Annotated in this window: 20 protein-coding genes and 3 tRNA genes; 16 read left to right on the top strand and 7 right to left on the bottom strand. The window is 53.1% G+C overall.

Going from position 1 to position 21,559, the window contains the following annotated elements; all coding sequences use genetic code 11:
* Window positions 1-6 precede the first annotated feature (6 nt).
* Window positions 7-717 carry a pyrimidine utilization protein B gene (rutB, locus tag WFL93_RS02175; RefSeq protein WP_007887320.1) on the bottom strand — a complete coding sequence of 237 codons (711 nt, stop codon included), beginning with the start codon at window positions 715-717 and terminating at the stop codon, window positions 7-9.
* Complete coding sequence (gene rutA, locus WFL93_RS02170; RefSeq protein ID WP_049851054.1) at window positions 717-1,808, bottom strand: pyrimidine utilization protein A; 1,092 nt, start codon at window positions 1,806-1,808, stop codon at window positions 717-719. Before rutA ends, rutB begins: the two co-directional genes overlap by 1 nt.
* A gap of 306 nt (window positions 1,809-2,114) precedes the next feature.
* Here rutA and rutR point away from each other — a divergent pair, with 306 nt between their 5' ends.
* Both rutR and WFL93_RS02160 read left to right on the top strand, forming a co-directional pair.
* Window positions 2,115-2,750: an HTH-type transcriptional regulator RutR gene (gene rutR / locus WFL93_RS02165; RefSeq protein ID WP_180823387.1), complete on the top strand. Its 636-nt coding sequence runs from the start codon at window positions 2,115-2,117 to the stop codon at window positions 2,748-2,750.
* 23 nt (window positions 2,751-2,773) lie between these two features.
* Window positions 2,774-3,748 (top strand): metal-dependent hydrolase, encoded by a 975-nt coding sequence (locus WFL93_RS02160; protein ID WP_336777161.1) that lies wholly within the window; start codon window positions 2,774-2,776, stop codon window positions 3,746-3,748.
* A gap of 43 nt (window positions 3,749-3,791) precedes the next feature.
* Here WFL93_RS02160 and cycA read toward each other — a convergent pair whose 3' ends face one another.
* Window positions 3,792-5,183, bottom strand: a complete 1,392-nt coding sequence (gene cycA / locus WFL93_RS02155; protein ID WP_007887316.1) for a D-serine/D-alanine/glycine transporter — start codon at window positions 5,181-5,183, stop codon at window positions 3,792-3,794.
* 408 nt (window positions 5,184-5,591) lie between these two features.
* Between cycA and WFL93_RS02150 the strand changes: the two genes are divergently transcribed.
* Window positions 5,592-6,290 carry an extensin-like domain-containing protein gene (locus tag WFL93_RS02150; protein WP_007887314.1) on the top strand — a complete coding sequence of 233 codons (699 nt, stop codon included), beginning with the start codon at window positions 5,592-5,594 and terminating at the stop codon, window positions 6,288-6,290.
* Here the strand turns inward: WFL93_RS02150 and WFL93_RS02145 are convergent, their stop codons facing one another.
* Complete coding sequence (locus WFL93_RS02145) at window positions 6,291-6,965, bottom strand: DUF4396 domain-containing protein (protein WP_007887312.1); 675 nt, start codon at window positions 6,963-6,965, stop codon at window positions 6,291-6,293. It lies immediately after the preceding gene.
* A 567-nt stretch (window positions 6,966-7,532) separates the two neighbouring features.
* Between WFL93_RS02145 and sdiA the strand changes: the two genes are divergently transcribed.
* A complete protein-coding gene (gene sdiA / locus WFL93_RS02140) occupies window positions 7,533-8,255 on the top strand; it encodes a transcriptional regulator SdiA (RefSeq protein ID WP_007887307.1) in 723 nt (240 codons plus the stop codon).
* 121 nt (window positions 8,256-8,376) lie between these two features.
* Entirely contained in the window at window positions 8,377-8,988 is a 612-nt protein-coding gene (locus WFL93_RS02135) for an acyl-homoserine-lactone synthase (protein ID WP_007887305.1), read from the top strand.
* Window positions 8,989-9,020: 32 nt separating this feature from the next.
* On the opposite strand, the gene WFL93_RS02130 is transcribed toward WFL93_RS02135, so the two are convergent.
* Complete coding sequence (locus WFL93_RS02130; RefSeq protein ID WP_007887303.1) at window positions 9,021-9,248, bottom strand: DUF2594 family protein; 228 nt, start codon at window positions 9,246-9,248, stop codon at window positions 9,021-9,023.
* Between the two features lie 430 nt (window positions 9,249-9,678).
* On the opposite strand from WFL93_RS02130, the gene uvrY reads away from it, so the two are divergent.
* The 6 genes from uvrY to WFL93_RS02100 all read left to right on the top strand — a co-directional run bounded on the left by uvrY (window position 9,679) and on the right by WFL93_RS02100 (window position 13,339).
* Complete coding sequence (gene uvrY, locus WFL93_RS02125) at window positions 9,679-10,338, top strand: UvrY/SirA/GacA family response regulator transcription factor (protein WP_007887302.1); 660 nt, start codon at window positions 9,679-9,681, stop codon at window positions 10,336-10,338.
* Window positions 10,331-12,163 carry an excinuclease ABC subunit UvrC gene (uvrC, locus tag WFL93_RS02120; RefSeq protein ID WP_336777160.1) on the top strand — a complete coding sequence of 611 codons (1,833 nt, stop codon included), beginning with the start codon at window positions 10,331-10,333 and terminating at the stop codon, window positions 12,161-12,163. Before uvrY ends, uvrC begins: the two co-directional genes overlap by 8 nt.
* 68 nt (window positions 12,164-12,231) lie before the next feature.
* A complete protein-coding gene (gene pgsA, locus WFL93_RS02115) occupies window positions 12,232-12,780 on the top strand; it encodes a CDP-diacylglycerol--glycerol-3-phosphate 3-phosphatidyltransferase (RefSeq protein WP_007887300.1) in 549 nt (182 codons plus the stop codon).
* Between the two features lie 270 nt (window positions 12,781-13,050).
* Window positions 13,051-13,126, top strand: a tRNA-Gly gene (locus tag WFL93_RS02110).
* Between the two features lie 42 nt (window positions 13,127-13,168).
* A tRNA-Cys gene (locus WFL93_RS02105) sits at window positions 13,169-13,242 on the top strand.
* An 11-nt stretch (window positions 13,243-13,253) separates the two neighbouring features.
* Window positions 13,254-13,339: transfer RNA gene (locus WFL93_RS02100), tRNA-Leu, on the top strand.
* A 470-nt stretch (window positions 13,340-13,809) separates the two neighbouring features.
* Here WFL93_RS02100 and WFL93_RS02095 read toward each other — a convergent pair.
* Both WFL93_RS02095 and WFL93_RS02090 read right to left on the bottom strand, forming a co-directional pair.
* Entirely contained in the window at window positions 13,810-15,309 is a 1,500-nt protein-coding gene (locus WFL93_RS02095; RefSeq protein WP_007887296.1) for a SulP family inorganic anion transporter, read from the bottom strand.
* 152 nt (window positions 15,310-15,461) lie between these two features.
* Window positions 15,462-15,719, bottom strand: coding sequence for a biofilm/acid-resistance regulator YmgB/AriR (locus WFL93_RS02090; protein ID WP_007887295.1), 258 nt, complete (start codon window positions 15,717-15,719; stop codon window positions 15,462-15,464).
* A gap of 484 nt (window positions 15,720-16,203) precedes the next feature.
* On the opposite strand from WFL93_RS02090, the gene WFL93_RS02085 reads away from it, so the two are divergent.
* The 5 genes from WFL93_RS02085 (at window position 16,204) to WFL93_RS02065 (ending at window position 21,386) form a co-directional block, all read left to right on the top strand.
* Window positions 16,204-16,635: a MarR family winged helix-turn-helix transcriptional regulator gene (locus tag WFL93_RS02085; RefSeq protein ID WP_007887294.1), complete on the top strand. Its 432-nt coding sequence runs from the start codon at window positions 16,204-16,206 to the stop codon at window positions 16,633-16,635.
* A gap of 2 nt (window positions 16,636-16,637) precedes the next feature.
* Window positions 16,638-18,308: an MFS transporter gene (locus WFL93_RS02080; protein ID WP_082204266.1), complete on the top strand. Its 1,671-nt coding sequence runs from the start codon at window positions 16,638-16,640 to the stop codon at window positions 18,306-18,308.
* Window positions 18,305-19,396, top strand: a complete 1,092-nt coding sequence (locus tag WFL93_RS02075) for an HlyD family secretion protein (protein WP_007887292.1) — start codon at window positions 18,305-18,307, stop codon at window positions 19,394-19,396. The genes WFL93_RS02080 and WFL93_RS02075 overlap by 4 nt, the downstream gene beginning before the upstream one ends.
* Window positions 19,393-20,763, top strand: coding sequence for an efflux transporter outer membrane subunit (locus WFL93_RS02070; protein ID WP_049851060.1), 1,371 nt, complete (start codon window positions 19,393-19,395; stop codon window positions 20,761-20,763). The genes WFL93_RS02075 and WFL93_RS02070 overlap by 4 nt, the downstream gene beginning before the upstream one ends.
* Before the next feature lie 230 nt (window positions 20,764-20,993).
* Window positions 20,994-21,386, top strand: coding sequence for a hypothetical protein (locus WFL93_RS02065; protein WP_336777159.1), 393 nt, complete (start codon window positions 20,994-20,996; stop codon window positions 21,384-21,386).
* The last annotated feature ends 173 nt before the right edge of the window (window positions 21,387-21,559 follow it).

The raw sequence follows: 21,559 nt of genomic DNA, 5'->3' as shown, positions 1-21,559 counted from the left end.
GGTACGTTAGCTTTTTAGCGCTTCACAGAACGTGTCGGTATTGCTGACCCAGCCAAAGAACGTCTCGATATTAAAAATGGCCGCCTGCTGGGCAAACGCAGGTCCTGCCTGATAAGTGGCGTCTTCCAAAACCACGCCGAAATACTCGAGGAAGAAGCCGTCACGCAGCGTTGATTCCACGCAGACGTTGGTAGCAATACCGGTAAACACCAGATGGCGAATACCTCGGCTGCGCAGCATGCTGTCGAGCGGGGTATTGAAAAAGCCGCTGTAACGCGGTTTCGGCAGCACAATATCGCCAGCCTGCGGCACCAGTTCATCCACCAGCGCATAATCCCAGCCGCCTTTCGACAGCAGCGTGCCCTGCAGCTCCGGGCGCTTGCGCATAGTTTTCAGTGCATTGGATTTGTGGAAATTGGGTGAACCGGCATCCCCGGCTTCAACGTATTGATCGTCCCAGCCATTCTGGAACCAGATAATCTGCATACCTGCTGCTCGCGCAGCGGTCACCGCCTGATGAATTTTGGCAATTACCGGTTTAGTGGCAGAGACATCAAAGCCCGCCAGGTCGAGATATCCGCCTTCGGTGGCGTAAGCATTCTGCATATCCACCACAATCAGCGCACTTTGCGCGGCGGGCAGCGCGATAGCTTCCGGACGCGCGGGCAAGGTGATGTTAGGTAAACTTTCGCTATGGGCACAAACAACGGTACTCATCAGGCAACCTCCTGCTGTGATGCAATTAAATCGTGACGGCACTGCATTAATGGCTGAATACGCTCACCGAAATCTTCAATGCCTTGCAGGAAGTCATCAAAGGTCAGCAAGACGCCTTGGGTGCCGTCGACTAATGCAACTTCATCCAACATTCGTGCCACATTGGCGTAAGAGCCAACCAGCGTGCCCATATTGATGTTGACCGCTGAGGTCGGATCGGCCATCTGGCGCACGTTGGTGTCGCTGCCGGACTTGGTGTCCTGCTGACTTTGCGTGGTGAGCCAGGCGAGCGCCTCTTCATCGGCACCGGCTTTGTAGTGCTCCCATTTGGCGCGTGCGGCTTCGTCGCTTTCGGCGGCGATAATCATAAACAGCACATAGGAACCAACATCGCGACCGGCTTTATCGGCGGCCTGTTTCATGCGCGCGGCGGTCGGGGCGAAGGCGGTTGGCGTGTTGACGCCTTTGCCGAAGCAGAAGTTGTAATCGGCGTGCTGCGCCGAGAACGCCATGCCGGCATCGCTCTGACCGGCGCAAATCACCTTCATCGGTTTTTGTGGCTGCGGGCTGACGCGGCAATCGTTCATGGTGAAGAATTCACCTTTGAAATCGCTCTGGCCGGTGCCCCATAAATCGCGCAGCACGGTGACGTATTCGGTCAGATATTGGTAGCGGCTGGAGAAGTAGGCATCGCCTGGCCACAAGCCCATTTGTTCATACTCGGGTTTCTGCCAGCCGGTAACCAAATTGACGCCAAAGCGGCCATTGGAGATGGAATCAATGGTGGATGCCATGCGCGCGACAATCGCGGGCGGTAAGGTCAGCGTGGCGGCGGTAGCGTAGATCTCAATGCGTGAGGTCACTGCCGCGAGGCCCGCCATCAAGGTGAAGGATTCGAGGTTGTGATCCCAAAACTCGGTTTTACCGCCGAAGCCGCGCAGCTTGATCATCGAAAGCGCAAAGTCGAAATGATAATGCTCCGCTTTCAGCACGATCTCTTTGTTCAGTTCAAAGGTGGGCTTGTACTGCGGCGCATGGGTGGAGATCAGCCAGCCGTTATTACCAATCGGGATAAAGACGCCAATTTTCATGTGAAACCTCTCTGCATTAGACGGGGATTGCTTCACGCGCTGCGCTGCTTCCTGCACGCATCCTGCGGGCGGCGCTCCATCACAAATCTGCAAAGCCTGTGCCACATTTTAAAAGGGCTTATATAACAATGCGTTAAAATTTACGTGGCGTGTAAACTGGAGTAATTGGTCCAAATCAGACCGTTTGGTCAAAACGGCTGCACGTTTTTCATGCGCGGCGTGGTCAAAAAAGGTGCAGGCGGCGAATTAGGCAGGAAAGGAGGCCTTTGTTATGATGCGGTTAAGCAGGACGGATGAGGTAACAGTGTGAAAAGCGATGAAAAAAAACCGGGACGCCGTTCGCGTGCGGTCGCCGCTAAGCGGGCAGCTATTCTTGAAGCGGCTTTAGCCTTCTTCTCGCAATACGGCATTCACGGCACCAGCCTGGATAAAGTGGCCGAACGTGCCGATGTCTCCAAAACCAATCTGCTCTATTACTTTCCGTCAAAAGAAGTGCTGTATGTGGCGGTTCTGAAAGAGATTCTTGATGTGTGGCTGGCGCCGCTGCGTGCGCTGCAGCACGATCACGATCCGCTGACGGCCATTCGCCAATACATTCGTCTGAAACTGGAGGTCTCGCGCGACCATCCGCAAGCCTCGCGCTTATTCTGCCTCGAGATGTTGCAGGGCGCGCCGCTGTTAAAAGGCGAACTGGCCGGTGATTTAAAGGCGCTGGTGGATGAAAAGGCGGCGATTATCGAACAGTGGATCGCCGAAGGTCGACTGGCGGGCGTGCAGCCACAGCACCTGTTTTTCCTGCTGTGGGCCACCACCCAGCACTATGCGGATTTCGCCTCGCAGGTTGAAGCGATTACCGGCCAAACGTTGAACGATGCGGCGTTCTTTGAACAGACGCTGGAAAACGTGCAGCGCATGATTATTGAAGGGATCCGCGTGCGCTGATCCCGCTTTTTCAAGGAGAGTGCATGGATTCATTATCGCAACTGACGTTAGGCGCGGCGGTAACCGTCGCCGTGATGGGCAAACGCGTGCCGGTGTGGCAGGCGGCGCTGGTGGGCGCGGTCGCCGGCACCTTGCCGGACCTCGATGTGTTCATCGATCACGGCGATGCCATCCGCAATATGACGCTGCATCGCACCGAAAGTCATGCGCTGATATTTCTCACCTTGATTGCGCCGCTGCTCGGCTGGCTGGTGGCGGGCGCGATGCGCAGTCGAACTCACTGGCGCGGCTGGACGCTGGCAATCTGGCTGGCGCTGGTGACGCATCCGCTGCTGGACCTCACCACGGTGTATGGCACGCAGCTGGGTCTGCCGCTCACCGATTTCCCTTATGCCATTGGCAGCATGTACATCATCGATCCGCTGTATACCTTGCCCCTGCTGATTGCACTGCTGGTCGCCTTATGGCGGCGCGATGCCCGAGGCTTACGCTGGAATCAGGCGGGGCTATTGGTGAGTACGCTGTATCTCGCCTGGAGCATGGTGATTCAAAGCATGGCGACGCAGCATATTGAGCAACAGTTGACGCAGCAATCGGTGCAACCTGAACAGCTGTTGGTGACGCCGACCGCGTTCAATACGCTGGTATGGCGCACGGTGATTATCACGCCAGATCGCTATGGCGAAGCCTATTGGTCGCTGCTGTCGTCGCAGCGTCCGCTGCAGATTAGCTGGCACGATCGCAAACCTGAGTTGTTTGCCCCGTTTAAAGGCCAATGGCATGCCGAACGCGTGGCGTGGTTTAGCCATGGTTTCTACGCGATGCAGCAGCAGGGCGATGATACGTTGATTAGCGATTTGCGCATGGGCGAAGAGCCGAATTACACCTTCACCTTTAATCTGGGATCGCCGCAGTCGCCTGAGGTGGCGCCACAACGTGAACCTTCGCTGCGTCCCGCGTTAGGTGAAGCGTGGCGAAAATTGCTGGAGAGGTTATAACGAGAAAGGCCCGGTGAAATCACCTGGCCTTTGGCTGTGCAAATCAGGCCTTACGACGACGCAACAACCATCCCATCGTCAGAATCACAAACCATAATGGTGTGATCATCAGCGCCTGGCGGGTATCTTCCTGTAGCGTCAGCAGTACCAGCACAAAGGCGAAAAACGCCATGCACACCCAGCACATAAACTTGCCCAGCGGCATCTTGAATTTCGATTCCGCATGACGCTGTGGATGCTGCTTACGGTAAGCCAGATAGCTGCACAGGATGATCGTCCAGACGAACATAAACAGAATCGCCGATACGGTGGTGACCATGGTAAATACGGTCATCACATCCGGAATCAGGTAAATCAGCGCCACGCCAGCCAGCAGGCACAGGCAGGAGAAGAACAGTCCGGTCGTCGGCACCGCACGCGCCGAGAGGCGACCAAAGGATTTATGCGCCACGCCCTGTTCTGCAAGGCCATACAGCATGCGGCTGGTAGAGAAGATACCGCTATTGGCAGACGAGGCCGCCGACGTCAGCACCACAAAGTTAACAATGCTGGCGGCTGCAGGCAGGCCAATCAGCACAAACATTTCTACGAACGGGCTGCGATTCGGCAGCACCTGATTCCACGGCGTCACCGCCATGATCACCATCAGCGCCAGCACGTAAAACATAATGATACGCAGCGGAATGGCATTAATCGCACGCGGTAAAACTTTGTGCGGATCTTTAGTTTCTGCCGCGGCGGTGCCGACCAGTTCAATGCCGACAAAGGCGAACACGGCAATCTGGAAGCCGGCAAAGAAGCCACTCAACCCTTTCGGGAACATGCCACCATGATCCCAGATATTACTCAATGCTGCGCTGCCGCCGTTCGGAGACGGATAATGCATGCTCACCAGCACAATACCGGTGATGATTAGGGCGACAATGGCGACGATTTTGATAATCGCAAACCAGAATTCCATCTCGCCGAACAACTTCACCGTGGCAATATTCAGCGCCAGGAAGACGAAGACGCACAGCAGGGCGCTCATCCAGATGGAGAAGTCCGGGAACCACAGTTGGAAATAGGCGCTAATGGCAACCACGTCGGCAATACCGGTCACCACCCAACAGAACCAATAGGTCCAGCCGGTAAAATATCCCGCCCACGGGCCAAGGAGATCGGCAGCAAAATCGCTAAAGGATTTGTATTCGAGATTCGACAGCAGCAGCTCGCCCATGGCGCGCATCACGAAGAACAGCATAAAGCCAATGATCATATACACGAAGATGATCGATGGGCCGGCAAGGCTAATGGTTTTTCCCGAACCCATAAACAGTCCGGTGCCGATGGCGCCACCAATGGCAATGAGCTGGATGTGACGATTATGCAGATTACGCTGGAGTTTATCCGGCTGTTCGGCCTCGTTGAGCGCCTCTTTAGATTGATCAACCATAAATTTTTCTTTCCTGTCGGGGATGTTGTGTCAGCTCTAATGGCTGATTTGCCCGTCATACTTCAAGCCGCAGATGCGTTGGCTGCGCATGTTCACCCCAGTCACTTACTTAAGTAAGCTCCTGAGGATTTACATACTTGCCGCCTTCCTGCAGCTCGAATTATTTAGGGCATTGTTAGGTGCCCTTTATAGGGCAAGGGGCATAAGATAGTGGAAAGGCAGGCAGTTTCGATAATGGTTTTTCCCCCTTTGTGACCTTTTACGCGCTTTGCTCTGTCAGTAATTATTTACAGTGTTTAAAGCGCAGTCATTTTGCGTAAATCTTCAGCAATTAAGCCATTTACGTCACTCTCCCCGCGCGCGACCTCTACACTTGTTAGTTCATTTCATCAGGAAAAGTGAGGCATTGTGCGCGCTTTGTTAGCCGTCGCGTTGCTGGCCGTTTGCGGCTGGTTAAGTCTGCCGTGGTTGAAAACCCATCTGCCACCGCAGTGGAATCCGTTTACACCACTTAAAGTGACCGACCCGCCGGGTTGGATGACGCGTTATAAGCTGAAGAAGTTGAGTGGCGATCCTGCGGCCTGCATGGCGGTAATGCGTCAGGCAAGTGAACAGCGGCTGGTGCAGTTCCGTGCGTTGCCGCCGATGCAAGGCGGTTGCCCGCTTGAGCAGCCGCTGCGCATCAGTGGCTACGGCGACGTCACGCTCAGCAGCAGTTTTCTCGCCAGCTGTCCAATGGCAGTCACCAGCACCATGTTCGTGATCAATAGCGATAGCGCATTGCGCCAGGCGGGAATTAATAGCTCGCTTAAGCGGATTTCTCACGTTGGCAGTTATGCCTGCCGCAATATTTATCATCGTCAGGAAGGTCGCTTGAGCGAGCATGCCAGCGCCGATGCCTGGGATGTCACTGGGTTTCAACTCGCGAATGGGCGCTGGTTACAGGTGGGAAAGAACTGGCAGCAGCCGGAAGAGGCAGCGGCAGGACTGCATGCGCTGTGGCGTAATGGTTGCGCCACTTTTGGCAACGCGCTGGGGCCCGACTACAACGCGGCGCACGCCACTCATTTTCATCTTGGCATGCGCGGCTCGGGTTACTGTCGATAACTACACGGCGGGATTAAGTCCACGTTTTATCAGGAAATGATTAGCTGGCCACGAGAAAACAAAGCCAATCAATATTGCTAATTGCAGCATAAACCAGAATGCTGCCAGCAGCGGGTCAATCTGCTGGTTTAGCACAAATTTTAGGGCCAGCGCCATAAAGATAAAGATCCCTAATTGGTAAATGAGTAAGGGAAAAATTTCGGTTTTCAGCGCGAGTAATAATGCGCGGACGAATGAAAGTTTTTCACGTTGGCGAATAGCCAGAAATTGAAAGAGTAATCCGATAAACAATGAAACGATCACGCAAATAATTGCCTGCATCCATAGCGTCGGATTAATAGCAAATTGTTTTAGTAAGGTGATTATCGGGATTGTGATGATATCGCCGAATATACAGGCCGCAGCGGATAATGAAGTGGAAATAAATATGGTTTGCCAGCCGGCATTGCCCGCTATTTTTTGCGAAACCAGCAGCGCAAGTTTTTGCTGGCGCGAAGGTTTACGGCCCAGGTACCACCAGGCGATCCAGCCAATAAATGGCATATACAACCCGGTTACAGGCCAAATAATATTCATCACCCGCACAGGATGTGGATGGCGAAAAAGATCTTTTAAAATCATCAGGGCAGTGCAGCCACCCAAGACAAGGAAAGGTAATGCAAACTGGTTCAACATAGTCAGTTCCGCTAAAACGCCAACCTACGTGCGACAATGCGCCTGATGAGTGCTGCGCCACTGTCTCCCCTTGCAAACTCGCCGTGCATGATTCTGCTCTCACCGATTAAGCGTAGCCGGAAAAGAGCCTGAGAGAGATCATACCGCAGCGTATTACATTATCTTAACCGCATAAATAAGTGGGATTAAGATTAAGTCGAAACTAATTCACCCCCTATAATCCTTTCATGACAAAAGAATCTGCTCTGACCATGACTAATTTTAGTTAATGTCGATGCTAAAAATTTATCAATCTAATGATCATTTTCGATGAATAGGGTGATTGAAAGTACTTCAGAAAAATCCTATTCTAATATGCTGAGGAATTAACGTTGTGAACCTGTTAAAAAAATAGCGCGAACTCACACTCTCCCATTAGGTTAACGCATTGACATTAAGAGAGTTATGCTTGCTGCTAGTAGATTTGCTCTCTTTTCAATCAATATTTTTTGTCTGACTAATTTATTTTTTTGCGTTAGCAACAATGAATTTCAGGATGTAAAAGCGTGAAACAGCGCTAAGGCAATAATGACGACCGATAATTATTTCGTCTGGCGAGGCGAAATGGAAAATGAATTTCTGGCGCTCAAAGAAGTGATGCAATTGAAATCGCTATTGCAAAAGCAGATTGAAGCGTTGGGTTTTGATTACTTCGCTTTTCTGGTTCAGCATCCGGTGCCTTTTACCCGGCCGCGGCTCTTTTTGTTTAGTAGTTATCCAGAAAGCTGGGTAAAACGCTACGAAAGTGAGAACTATTATGCAGTCGATCCGGTGCTATTACTTTGCCAGCGACCAGGCCGCGGCGTGGAGTGGACGCGCGATTTATTTACCGGTGCGGGTAATTTATGGGCGGAAGCCAACGCGGCAGGATTAATGAGTGGCTTTTCCTGCTCAGCAATGGCGCCAAATCGTACCATTGGTATATTATCTATTGCATCGAAGCTTCACAGTAAGACCCAACACTTACGAATCCAGCTAGAGGTGAAACTGCATCTTCTGGCGGAACTGAGTTTGCGCGTGCTGGAGCGTCTGAACGATAGTTCAATGGTGGTTTTATCTAATGATTTTAGTCAGCGTGAGTTGGAAATTCTGAAATGGACGGCAGAAGGGAAAACCTCTGCGGAAATTTCACTTATTTTAGCCATATCTGAACATACGGTGAATTTTCACCAAAAGAATATGCAAAAGCGTTTTAATGTTTCCAATAAAACGCAGATTGCTTGTTACGCCGCAGCGGTTGGCCTGATATAGCGAAAAGGCAACTACTAATTTTAGTAGTTCCTTCTGCCGTGTCAGTTGTCTACCCTGCGCGCAACGTTGCCAGGCTGGCTCAAAGAAATCATTGCATACATGAGGATGTCAGAGGCGCATGATGAAAGTAATTCAAACACAGCTTAAGGATATGCCGTCCTCACTGTTGGCAGAACTGGGAACGTATCGTTACAGCGTATTTGCGCGTGGCGAAGGGTGGTCAATTCCACCACGATTGAGTACCCCGGGGCAGGAGTATGACCGTTTTGATCGCTCGGATGTCACATGGCTGATTGCCTGGAACGCGCGACAGGGTATTTGCGGTTGCGCGCGTTTATTACCCTGGCATGAACCTGAAGTGCCTGAAGGCTTTGTTCTGCCTTTTGATCAGGAAAAGGTCTGGGAGATGTCGCGCTTTTCGGCGCGCCTCGAAGTTGATGCGGAGCTGCCGCTGAGTATTTTGTGGCACTCGGTGCAGTTAGCCGAATTGAACGGCATGGAGTATTTGATCAGCTCGGCCACGCCGATGCTGGAGAAGATGTTTGAGCAGCATCAGGTGGTGTACGAGCCGCTGTCGCCAGGCTTGATCCAATCTGAAGATAATCTGTTCGCCATTCGCATCCCGGTTAATCAGCCGGCGCTGGCGGAGAAGTATCGTGGTACGCGCCGCTTTAGTCCGGAAGAGGTATTGCCGTCGCTGGGCGTATCGGTGAACTGGCAATCACACAGCTAACTACCCCGCGCATCGCGCGCGGGGCATAGCGCTTATTGACGGTAAGCGGTTTTGATCTGACGAATAGTATTGTTAAATACTTCCGCCTGCGGCTTATCGCCTAACGAAGCTTGCACATAACGCTCCATGTTGATGATCACCTTACCGGCATCGGCTTGACCCATCCCTTTCAGAATCAGCGTCACCATCATTTTCAGACAGGCTACTTCGTCTGCCAGCGCCTGCGTGTCTCGTGAAGTTGCAAAATCTTCATCACTCATCATTGACTCCTTGGTGGTGTTACTCAGTGTTGACACATTCTTCCTGTGCGTAAAAAAGAGAGTATATCATATGGTTGTCAGCCGAATTTTAATCAAGCCGAAGCGGTTAACGGAGATTGCTTTTTAATTGTTCATTGCGCTATTTATCTGCAAACAGAAAAGACGTTTACGCGTTATTTATGCGGCAAATCGGCTAAACGAATGAAAATGAGCTATAAATTATAACTTAATGATATTAGTCACAATTTCACATTTGGGTTTTCGCATGTTATTGCCATTTGTTAAAAAAACAGGATCAAAGCAATCTAATTGATTTGTATCATTTCATTTGAGATTTATCTGTGGCGATAGATGTTTTTTCCACCTGAAAACCGGTAAGATAACGGCTCTGTAATATATTTCCCTTTCTTAACCTGCGGAGTACGTCCCGTTGATCAGCCTGCTTCTTGTTGATGACCATGAACTGGTACGCGCCGGTATTCGCCGTATTCTTGAAGATATGAAAGGACTTGTGATTGCCGGTGAAGTGGCCTGCGGTGAAGACGCGGTAAAATGGTGTCGTAACCATCCCGTCGACGTGGTGCTGATGGATATGAACATGCCGGGTATCGGTGGTCTGGAAGCGACGCGTAAAATCGTCCGTTTTAATCCCGATATCCGTATCATCATGCTCACTATCCATACTGAAAATCCACTGCCTGCCAAAGTGATGCAGGCGGGAGCCGCCGGTTATCTCAGCAAAGGCGCCGCGCCGCAGGAAGTGGTAAGCGCCATCCGCTCGGTACACTCAGGTCAGCGCTACATTGCTTCGGATATCGCCCAGCAAATGGCGCTAAGCCAGATCGAGCCGCAAAAAGCCGAATCACCGTTCAGCTGTTTGTCGGAAAGGGAATTGCAGATTATGCTGATGATCACGCGCGGGCAGAAAGTGACGGAAATATCCGAACAACTTAGTCTCAGCCCGAAAACCGTTAACAGCTACCGTTATCGCATGTTCAGTAAGCTGAATATCAGTGGTGATGTAGAGTTAACGCATTTAGCCATTCGACATGGTCTATTCAATGCGGAGCCGTTAATCAGTAGTGAGTGACGTTTTCAATTCCAAAGCCTTTCTCAGCACCGTGACCAGTCAACCCGGCGTCTACCGCATGTACGATGCGACCGGCACGGTGATCTATGTTGGTAAAGCCAAAGACCTCAAAAAGCGCCTAACCAGCTACTTCCGTACGCAGGTGGGCAGTCGCAAAACTGAAGTGCTGGTAAGCAACATCCACAACATTGACGTCACTGTGACGCACACCGAAACAGAAGCGCTGCTGCTGGAGCATAACTACATCAAGCTCTACCAGCCGCGCTATAACGTGCTGCTGCGCGATGACAAATCGTATCCCTATATTTTTCTTAGCGGCGATAGTCACCCGCGTCTGGCGATGCATCGCGGGGCGAAGCATGCCAAAGGCGAGTACTTTGGGCCGTTCCCCAATGGCTACGCGGTGCGTGAAACGCTGGCGTTGCTGCAGAAGGTGTTTCCAATACGACAGTGCGAGAATAGCGTTTACCGCAACCGTTCGCGCCCATGTTTGCAGTATCAGATTGGCCGCTGCCTTGGCCCGTGCGTCGCGGGTTTGGTGAGCGAAGAAGAGTATGCGCAGCAAACTGAATACGTGCGGCTGTTTCTCGCCGGCAAAGATGATCAGGTGATCAATCAGCTGGTTAACCGCATGGAAATTGCCAGTCAGGAACTGCGATTTGAAGAGGCGGGAATTTTACGCGATCAAATCCAGGCCGTGCGACGCGTCACCGAGCGACAGTTTGTCTCCAATCAGGGCGACGACCTCGATGTCATGGGTGTGGCGTTTGATGCCGGAATGGCCTGTTTGCACGTGCTGTTTATTCGTCAGGGCAAAGTGCTGGGGAGCCGAAGCTATTTCCCTAAAGTGCCAGCCGATACCGAACTGACCGAAGTGGTGCAAACTTTTGTTGGGCAATTTTATCTGCAGGGGAGTGAAGCGCGCACCTTGCCGGCGGAAATCTTGCTGGACTTTACTCTGCCAGAACGTGAGTTACTGGCCGAATCGCTCAGCGTTTTGGCGGGACGCAAGGTGAACATTCAAAGTAAGCCGCGTGGTGACCGTGCGCGCTATCTGAAACTGGCGCGCACTAACGCGGCAACCGCGCTGACCACCAAGCTTTCGCAGCACTCGACTATCCAGCAGCGTCTGGCGGCGCTGGCGACGTTCCTTGAGCTCGACACCATCAACCGCATGGAGTGCTTCGATATTAGCCATACCATGGGCGAGCAGACGATTGCGTCGTGCGTGGTGTTTAATCGAGATGGTCCGCTGCGTTCCGATTATCGTCGCTACAACATAGAAGGTATCACGCCTGGCGATGATTATGCTGCGATGAATCAGGTGCTGCGTCGTCGTTACGGTAAAGCGCTGGAAGAGGATAAAATCCCCGACGTGATCATCATCGACGGCGGTAAAGGTCAGTTGGCCCAGGCGAAACAGGTTTTTGCTGAGTTAAATGTTCCCTGGGATAAAGATCGCCCAATTTTACTCGGTGTTGCTAAAGGCAGCGATCGTAAAGCCGGGCTGGAAACGCTGTTCTTTGAAGCGGAAGGCGAGGGCGTTTCCTTGCCGCCTGACTCGCCTGCGCTGCATGTCATTCAGCATATTCGTGACGACTCTCACAATCATGCGATTTCAGGTCATCGGAAAAAACGCGCCAAAGTGAAGAACACCAGTGCGCTGGAAAGTATCGAAGGCGTAGGACCAAAACGCCGCCAGCAGTTGCTTAAGTACATGGGCGGCCTGCAACCATTGATGAATGCCAGCGTGGATGAAATCGCCAAAGTGCCGGGGATTTCTACCGCCCTGGCGGAAAAAATATACTACTCACTGAAACACTAACGTTGAAACAGGGTGGGCAATGTAGGAACATACGTGAAATCCTACTCACACCAGACAGTTACTGGCATATGCAATTTAACATTCCGACGTGTCTTACCCTGTTTCGAGTCGTACTTATTCCCTTCTTTGTCCTGGCGTTCTATTTGCCATTTCAATGGGCTCCCTTTGCCACTGCACTGATCTTTGTGATCGCTGCGGTAACTGACTGGTTTGATGGTTTTTTGGCGCGTCGCTGGAAGCAAACGACGCGTTTTGGCGCGTTCCTCGATCCGGTTGCGGATAAAGTGCTGGTGGCCATTGCGCTGGTGCTGGTCGCTGAGCATTTTCATGCGTGGTGGATTACGCTGCCCGCAGCAACCATGATTGCGCGTGAAATCATTATCTCTGCACTGCGTGAGTGGATGGCGGAGATTGGCAAGCGCAGCAGCGTGGCGGTGTCGTGGATCGGTAAAGTGAAAACCACCGCGCAGATGTTCTCGCTGTTTGCGTTGTTGTGGCGTCCAGAAGCTACGGTGGTGGGCGTTGGGGTGATTGCGCTGTACATCGCGGCAGTGCTGACTTTCTGGTCAATGTTCCAGTATTTGAGCGCGGCGCGCGGCGATTTGCTCGATAGCTGATCGATGCGATTTAAAAAGCAGCAAACGGACGCAGTGTGTGGATAATTCTATTGACTCACTGCGTCAGATAAGTAGAATGCATCGCATCGAACGGCAGCGAGTCTGCAAGAAGCTGAATAAAATCAGCAAGTTTGATAAAGAAATACCAAAACCGAGTAGTTGAGTTGGTAATAACGCGGCAACTAAACAATTCCCTGAAAGCTTACACAAGTAAGCGGTCTGGATGAGTGAAAGAAGCTATGCAGTGACAAACTCAAGTGCGATGGTAATGCGGGAATAGCTCAGTTGGTAGAGCACGACCTTGCCAAGGTCGGGGTCGCGAGTTCGAGTCTCGTTTCCCGCTCCAAATTTAGTGATTCGTATTCAACGGATTACATACCAGATTAAAGGCGCGTTGGCAGAGTGGCCATGCAACGGATTGCAAATCCGTCTACCTCGGTTCGACTCCGGGACGCGCCTCCAATTTACACCCTGCCCGGGTGGTGAAATCGGTAGACACAAGGGATTTAAAATCCCTCGGCTTATGGCTGTGCGGGTTCAAGTCCCGCCCCGGGCACCATATTCGCAGTTGATAAAACGAATAAAATAAAGCAATAAGCAGCAATGTCGTGACCGCCTAAGGGCGGTTTTTTTGTTTTTGTCGTTTACCCATAGCCAATAAAAAACCCGGCGAAGCCGGGCATATCATCAAGACTGAGGTTGTCCTACTGGACCCGCGCCTTCGCTGGCGCCCGGCACCGGTTGGTTACTTGGAGCATGTGGGCGTCCATCACCGCCTACAGCGTCACTTTTATGCATACAGCCGGCAAGCGATACCAACGTCAACGTTACTAATACTGCTTTTGTTAAAACCTGCATCTGCTACTCCCCATTATTAAGCGATTAAGTAATCAATCTCAAAGAGATCAAGGCATTGACCTAGAGGTAAGCAAAGACAGCAGCAGCCTATTACGCAAGCGAAGCGGCAGTGCATTGATGAAAAACACCCCCTTTTCTGCGTTTTTCATCTCAATCCTAAGCGAAATCGACTTAACCTAAATTCCCGCTCAGCCGATCGCGGAAATCGCTGCTGCGGTTATCCAAACCAATAAAGGTTACGGTCGCGCCGTGGCGTTGATAGCGGTACTCGATAGCATCGAGGGCCGCGACGCTGGATGCATCCCAAATTTGCGCGTGTGTCAGATCGATGGTGACAGCTTTAGGATCGTGGCCGTAATCAAAGTGTTCAAACAAATCATTGCTGCTGCCGAAGAACAGCGGGCCACGCACGGTGTAATTAACCTGCTCGCCATCGTCGCTCAACTGACGCTCTGCATGAATCACATGGGCGATACGGCGGGCAAACAGCATCATCGCCAGAATCACACCGATCAGTACGCCAATTGCCAGATTGCCGGTCCATACGGTAACAGCGACGGTAATCACCATCACACAGGTTTCCGACCACGGCATACGCTTCAGCGTTGCCGGTTGCAGGCTGTGCCAGTTCACGGTTTTTACCGCCACCACCATCATAATGCCTGCCAGCACCACCATAGGAATCTGCGCCATAATTTGGCTCAGTCCGGTCACCAGCAGCAGTAAAACAATACCTGCCGCTACAGTGGAAACGCGCGTACGCGCTTTGCCCAGCTCAACGTTAACGATGGTTTGCCCAATCATCGCGCAACCAGCAATGCCGCCATAAAAGCCCGCCAGAATATTGCCGATGCCCAGCGCCCAGGATTCGCGACGTTTGCCGGACGGCGTATCAGTGATGTCATCCACCAATTTTGCCGTCAGCAATGACTCCATCAGACCAACAAAGGCGATACTCAGCGCGGTTGGCCAGATAATTTGCAGCGTCTGTAGATTGATCGGCACCAGCAGCGTAGTGAAACCTGGAAGACCGGCCGTCATTGGGCCTTCATCGCCCACGTTCGGCACGCGATAACCCAGCAGCAGCGCCACGGCGGTCACCACCACAATCGCGACCAGCGGAGATGGCACACTTTTCAACACTTTCGGCAACAGCAGAACAATCGCCAGCGTCACGGCAAACAGCACCCACACCAGGCTGGATTGCCCCCACACGTGTGGAACCTGCGCGAAGAAAATCAAAATGCCGAGAGCATTAACAAAACCGATCATCACCGAGCGCGGGATATAGCGCATCATGCGCGATAAGCCAGCGAAGCCAAAAATGATCTGGATGATGCCGCCCATGATCACCGCCGGCAGGATGTATTCGACGCCGTGCGCGTGCACCATTGGGCCAATCACCAGCGCCACGGAACCGGCAGCGGCGGTCACCATCGCCGGACGACCGCCCAGAATCGACAGCGTCAGACACAGCACCACCGAGGCAACAAGACTGACTTTGGGATCAACCCCCGCAATCACCGAGAAGGAGATAACTTCAGGAATCAGCGCCAGGGCAGTAATGATCCCTGCCAGACATTCGCGCGTGAGCAGGGCAGGCGAGCGGAGTACGCGCCCCACGGTAATATCGCTCTCCACCGCAGTGGCGCGATCGGTTGGTTGGCTCATAGATTGTGCAGGCTCTTTTATTATTGTGCGCATACCGTCACGGTACGGCAGTAACCAGTTGGAATAGTGCGAGGGAGGATGTTACCGGGCAATAAGCGAAGACGCTAGCGTGATGGGGGAGGTGAGAGTGATTCCATCCCTGGAATCCGGCTTTAGACCGCGAGATCGTCAGGTGTTTTATTCACGACCAATTCAAGCAGGTGGCGATAAATGTCCAGCTGAATCACATCGCTTTCCATTTCAAGGCGGTTAATCAGAGAGGAAATAATCGCTTTATTAGAAACCGGCATACCGGCTTGCAGGATTTCGGCAATGATCTGCCCGAAAACTTCCATCTCAGCGCTATCGCTGTTACCTGCCAGTTTGAAGTAGTCAGCAATGGCGTTGTTACTGGTTGCGGCGTTTTGCATATGTGAAGCCCTTAAGATCGGCCTGAGGGCGATGTGCCTTCAGCTCCATGATGAAAAAACTCACGCGCGGACAGGCGCGCTAGACCCAACTCATCAACCAACGCAAAAAGACACCTCTGAAGGTGGAAATCCATAACACCTTCAGAGGCGACGCAAAGTGCATCATTCGTTACGGAGCCATCAGCTGGCTCACGGGACGTAAACTTATACAATCCAGCTCAACTTGTACAACAAGGTTTTTAAGCAATTAGTGCTAATCCTTATTTAACAATGAGTTGTGATTTGTAATGTTTTCTAAAAGCTATACAAGAAAGTGAATTCCTGGCAAAATTTGCCCAAGGTTGTACAACTGATAAAGAAAATTGGTGAGTGTTAATCGCGTCAACTACGTTTGTTGGTATAAGCAAACTTTTCATTGCTATGCGGCTTCGCATATAATAACGCCCCCATTTAGTTAGATACCTAACCATTAGGCCACTACGTTTTGAGCGACTATCCGCAACCCTTTTCTCGTTTACTGCATCTCACCGCGCACGCATGGCGGCTGGCGGTTGATCGTCGCTTAAAAGAGAGCGGACTGAGTATGAGCAGCTGGATGGCGATTGCCAGCGTTGCCACCGCAGCCGAACCGCCGACGCAGAAAGCGCTGGCACAGCTACTCGGCCTGGAGGAGGCAAGCGTGGTGCCGCTGGTCGATCGATTAGTGAAGCAGCAGCTATTAGCGCGCGTCCAGCCACCGGAAGATCGCCGCAAGCGTCTGTTGATGCTGACCGAGCAAGGCCGCGTAGCGTTTGCTGAAGTGAAAACGCAAGCCGATGCGCTGCGTGCGCAGTTGCTGGCAGATATTGATGCGGAATCGTTAGCCATCACTGAAAAAGTCTTACAACAGTTGCTCACCCGACTAGGAAGCGTCTGATCGTGGCCAAACGTAATCCCTACGCCCAACGCGAATGGCTGCCGCATGAAAAACCGATGCTGCCGGGCTCGCCCTCTACGCCGCTGCATTCGCCCTCTAAACGCATCGCCTTTGGCATTATCGGCCTGCTGATCTCGATTACCGGTGCGCTGAGTAACGCGCTGGTATCCGCCAATCTTACCAATCTGCAAGGCACCTTTGCCGCCTATAGCAATGAGATCGCCTGGCTGCCCGCGGTGTATGTGATGGGCAACATCTCCATCAACCTGCTGTTGGTGAAGTTTCGCCAGCAGTTTGGTCTGCGACTCTTTACCGAAGCCTTTCTGGTGCTGTACGTCATCGTGGCGTTTTTCCATATTCTCGCCAACGATCTCAGCTCGGCGATTATTGTGCGCACCGCGCACGGCATGGTGGGCGCCGCGCTCAGCTCGCTCGGCATCTATTACCAGATTCAGGCATGGCCGGCGAAGCATCGTCTTAAGGCGTTAGTGATTGGCATTACCGCTTCGCAGCTGGCGATCCCGCTGGCGCGTCTCTTTTCTACCGAACTGCTGCAGCTGGAAGCATGGCGTGGCCTGTACCTGTTTGAACTCGGTCTGGCGCTGATCTCGTTGGGTTGCGTGCTGTTAGTGAAGCTGCCGCCCGGCGATCGCATCAAAGCGTTCGAGAAGATGGATTTCCTCACCTTTATGCTGATGGCGCCGGGCATGGCGCTGCTGTGCGCGGTACTGTCGCTTGGCCGTATCGAGTGGTGGTTCAGCACGCCGTGGCTCGGTGTGGCATTGGCGCTGGCGCTGGTGTTGATCGTGGCGGCGATTGTGGTTGAGCATAATCGTAAAAATCCGTTGCTCAACACGCGCTGGCTCAGCAACGGCACGATTGTGCGCTTAGGCATTGTGATGATCATGATGCGTATTCTGCTGGCCGAACAGAACACCGGCGCGGTGGGGTTCCTGCAGCAGCTTGGCTTGCTTAACGATCAGATGCGCGGCCTGGCGTTTGCCATCATTGCTGGGGTGATTTGCGGCATCATTGCCAGCGCCTTAACCATTAAACCAACGCATTTGAGCTGGCCGATTGTGGCCTCGCTGGTGGTGATGATCGTCGCCTCGCTGATGGATGCGCAATCCAACCCGTTGACGCGCGCTCACAATCTCTATTTCAGCCAGTTTTTACTCGGATTCGGCAGCGCCTTCTTCCTCGCGCCGGCCATGCTGTTGGGGATTGGTGGCGTGGTCACGCAGCCGAAGAACCTGGTCAGCTTCTCGGTGCTGTTTGGCATGAGCCAGAACTTAGGCGGATTGATTGGCGCGGCGATTCTCGGCACCTTCCAGACGTGGCGCGAAAAGTATCACTCCAGCCTGCTGGGCGATCAGCTGTCACAGCTCGATCCCAATGTCACTGAACGACTGAGCCAGTACAGTTCATTATTCAGCAGCCAGCTGCCCGATAACGTGTTGCTCAGCGCGCAAAGTAGCGCTCAGCTGCAAGCGGTAGCCACGCTGCAGGCCAACGTGCTGGCCTATAACGACACCTATCTTCTTACCGCTGCGCTGGCGTTCGTCACCTTAATTTGGGTGCTGTATCGCCTGACGCGTTTACGCTATCTCAACTGGCGTCAGACAAAAATGAATGCGGCACAACCCGCAGTAAACCCGACGGAGAATTCATGAGCCAACAGGACGACATTCAGGCTGCGGAGCGCGAGCGCACCAACCGCCGACGCATTCTTTCCATCGCTGCCGGTAGCGGTATTGTCATCGTCGGCGTGCTGGTGATTTTATATGCCTGGCAGCTGTGGCCGTTTACCAGCACCATCCAATCCACGGAAAACGCCTACGTGCGTGGTCAGGTGACCTTTATCAGCCCGCAGGTCAGTGGCTATCTCACCGAGGTCAAGGTCGTGGATTTGCAGCCGGTGACAAAAGGCCAGCTGCTGATGACCATTGACGATCGTATTTATCGTCAGCGAGTGCATCAGGCGCAGGCGCAGCTGGATATGAAAATCGCCGCGCAGAACAATAACCAGCAGCAGCGCAAAAGTGCTGAAGCCACTATTCTCAGCAATAAAGCGGCGCTGGAAAATGCTAAAGCTCAGGCGCTGAAAAGCAGCCTCGATCTCAAGCGCGTGGAGAATCTGGCAGCCGACGGTTCGCTGTCGGTGCGTGAACGCGACGCGGCGCGTGCGGCCAACGCCCAGGCTCAGGCGCAGCTGCGTCAGGCGGATGCGCAGGTTGCGGTAGCGCAGCAAAATCTGCAAACCGTGGTGGTTAACCGCGGATCTCTGCAAGGCGATGTCGCCAGCGCCCAGGCGGCGTTGGAGCTGGCGAATATCGATCTGGCAAACACCCGTATTATCGCGCCAGATAGCGGCCAGCTCGGTCAGCTTTCGGTGCGCAAAGGGACCTACGTCACCGCCGGCACGCGTTTAACGTCGGTGGTGCCAGAGAACAAATGGATCATCGCCAACCTGAAAGAGACCCAGCTGGCACGCGTGCGTCCCGGCTTGCCGGTGAGCATTCGCGTCGATGCGCTGGACGGCAAGCATTATGACGGTCGGGTCGAGTTTATTTCCCCTGCAGCCGGCTCCGAATTCAGTGCCATCTCGCCAGATAATGCCACCGGCAACTTTGTGAAAATTGCCCAGCGCATTCCGGTGCGGATTAAGATTCTTAACGACGATCTGCACGCGCTACGTCCAGGTATGTCGGTAGAAGTACACATTGATACCGCCGCTGAGCCACACAAGGATGCGCCATGAAGCGCTTACTGTTAGCCACGGTTGTGGCGTTGATGGTGAGCGGCTGTGCGACAGAAGTCGAAAAGGCGCCGTCATCATTGCCGATTCCCGATAGCTGGCGTCAGCAGGTGGGGCCGCAGGCCGCACCAGAGGCGCAGTGGTGGCAAAACTTTGGTGATGCCAACCTCAATCGCCTGGTTAATCAGGCGCTGCAGCACAACAGCGATATCCTCACCGCACGTTCGCGCGTCGACCAATACCGCGCTGAGTTGCGCGCCGCGCAGGGCGATAATTTTCCGACCTTGTCAGCCGGCGTCGCGGCGACGCATCAGCGCGCGCTGTCGGCGGCAACCGGTCAGCCGTATGAAAGCGCGGTGTTTCAGGGGCTGTTGCAGGCCAACTATGACGTGGATTTATGGGGCAGCCGCAGCAACAGCATTCGCGCAGCCGAAGCCACGCTGGATGCGCAGCGTGCCGCCGCCTCGGCTGCCGAGTTAACCGTTGCCAGTTCAGTGGCATCGGGCTATCTCAGCCTGTGCGCGCTGGACGAACAGCTGCGCGTCACCGAAGCCACGCTGGCGACGCGGGAAAACTCACTTAATCTGGCACAGCGTCAGTTTGAAACCGGCTATACCTCACGCCTTGAGTGGATGCAGGCGGCATCGGAATACCAAACGGCCAAAGCTCAGATTCCCCAGCTGCAGCATCAGATCGAGCAGCAGGAGAATGCGCTCAGCGTGCTGGTGGGCATGAATCCGCGTGAAATTGCGCGCAGCAGCCAGTTCGATCATATCAAGCCGCAAACCTTGCCCTCACTGCTGCCTTCGCAGTTGCTCAATCGTCGGCCAGATATTGTGCAGGCGCAGCGCCAACTGCTGGCAGCGGATGCTTCACTGGCGTCAACGCAGGCGAACCTGCTGCCGTCACTTAATCTCACCGCTAGCGGCACGTTACAAAGTAGCGAGCTGCATCAACTGCTGGATAACCCGTTCCGCTTGTGGAGTATTGGCGGCAGCATTCTGGCACCGCTGCTGAATCGCGAAGCGCTCACCGCACAGGTGGATGTGGCGATGGCGACGCGCAATCAGGCACTCTACGGCTATGAGAAAGTGGTACGCAACGCGTTCTCCGAAGTGGATAATGCGCTGGACGCGATTCGCCGCAGCCAGCAGCAACTGACGGAGTTGCAGAAGCAGGAAGAGTATGTGACAGAAGCCTATCGTATTGCGCATAACCGATATCAGAACGGTTACGCCTCCTATCTTGACGAGCTGGATGCCCAGCGCACGCTGTTCAGCACCCAGCTGAATATCGTGTCGGTGAAAAACACCTTACTGCTGGCGCAGATCGATCTTTATCGCTCCCTCGGCGGCGGCTGGCAGGGTTAAACATCATGCCGCAAGGCCATTTTTCGGTAGAAATTCCGCTGTAAAATGGCCGGCGTCTGGTTTTAAATCGGCCTTAAACCCTTCTTAAGTGATTCATGCTTCTTTTTACTTGTCTTTACAAATAATGTTATTATCCGCCCGCTTTACACAGTCTGAACGGAACAGTGCTGGTACCTATAACAGCGCAGTCGCCAACCTGGGCGGCTGATAAGACAGGGGAAAAAAAGGAAATGATGAATAAAAAAATCGGCTTAATGTTGTTGGTTACGGCGGCACTGTTAAGCGGTTGCGCACCGCGCACCGCGCCGATTAAAAATGTTAGCCAAACCGTTGCTCAAAGCTACTCTGATGAACAGATGAAGCAGGCGATTATTCAGGCTGGCACGACCAATAAATGGACCATGACGCCAGTTGGCCCTGGCGCTATTGATGGCTACCTGGCCGCGCGCGGCTACAGTGCAGATATTCGCGTTAACTACACCGCGAACAGCTATCAAATCCTCTATGTCAGCAGCCAGAATTTAAAAGCGGGTAGTGGTCAGATTCACCGCAATTATAATGTCTGGATTGATCGGTTGGATCGCAGCATCCAAACACGTTTAAAGGCTAATGCCTACAAATAAGCGCGAAGCGTGCTGACGGACATAATGTTGTAAAGTTAGCCGCAACGCTGCCGAAATAGAAAACAGGCGGGCCATGTGCCCGCCTTGTTAATCGGCGACATCCGCATGGGATGACGGGTATAGAGAGCAAGGAAGGGATGCCGGACAGTGGAAATCTGACCCGCCCTGAGGCT

This window comes from Pantoea sp. USHLN256, assembly GCF_037149875.1.
In the GTDB taxonomy this organism is placed as follows: domain Bacteria; phylum Pseudomonadota; class Gammaproteobacteria; order Enterobacterales; family Enterobacteriaceae; genus Pantoea; species Pantoea nemavictus.
The sequence above is the reverse complement of the archived record's forward strand: the minus strand, read 5'-3'. Positions and strand labels throughout refer to the sequence as shown.

Bases quoted from the DNA above. Each gene is read 5' to 3' on its own strand.
- rutB (WP_007887320.1), bottom strand. From the start codon at position 717: ATGAGTACCGTTGTTTGTGCCCATAGCGAAAGTTTACCTAACATCACC.
- rutA (WP_049851054.1), bottom strand. From the start codon at position 1,808: ATGAAAATTGGCGTCTTTATCCCGATTGGTAATAACGGCTGGCTGATC.
- WFL93_RS02160 (WP_336777161.1), top strand. From the start codon at position 2,774: ATGGATTCATTATCGCAACTGACGTTAGGCGCGGCGGTAACCGTCGCC.
- cycA (WP_007887316.1), bottom strand. From the start codon at position 5,183: ATGGTTGATCAATCTAAAGAGGCGCTCAACGAGGCCGAACAGCCGGAT.
- WFL93_RS02145 (WP_007887312.1), bottom strand. From the start codon at position 6,965: ATGTTGAACCAGTTTGCATTACCTTTCCTTGTCTTGGGTGGCTGCACT.
- sdiA (WP_007887307.1), top strand. From the start codon at position 7,533: ATGACGACCGATAATTATTTCGTCTGGCGAGGCGAAATGGAAAATGAA.
- WFL93_RS02135 (WP_007887305.1), top strand. From the start codon at position 8,377: ATGAAAGTAATTCAAACACAGCTTAAGGATATGCCGTCCTCACTGTTG.
- WFL93_RS02130 (WP_007887303.1), bottom strand. From the start codon at position 9,248: ATGAGTGATGAAGATTTTGCAACTTCACGAGACACGCAGGCGCTGGCA.
- pgsA (WP_007887300.1), top strand. From the start codon at position 12,232: ATGCAATTTAACATTCCGACGTGTCTTACCCTGTTTCGAGTCGTACTT.
- WFL93_RS02095 (WP_007887296.1), bottom strand. From the start codon at position 15,309: ATGAGCCAACCAACCGATCGCGCCACTGCGGTGGAGAGCGATATTACC.
- WFL93_RS02090 (WP_007887295.1), bottom strand. From the start codon at position 15,719: ATGCAAAACGCCGCAACCAGTAACAACGCCATTGCTGACTACTTCAAA.
- WFL93_RS02075 (WP_007887292.1), top strand. From the start codon at position 18,305: ATGAGCCAACAGGACGACATTCAGGCTGCGGAGCGCGAGCGCACCAAC.
- WFL93_RS02070 (WP_049851060.1), top strand. From the start codon at position 19,393: ATGAAGCGCTTACTGTTAGCCACGGTTGTGGCGTTGATGGTGAGCGGC.
- WFL93_RS02065 (WP_336777159.1), top strand. From the start codon at position 20,994: ATGATGAATAAAAAAATCGGCTTAATGTTGTTGGTTACGGCGGCACTG.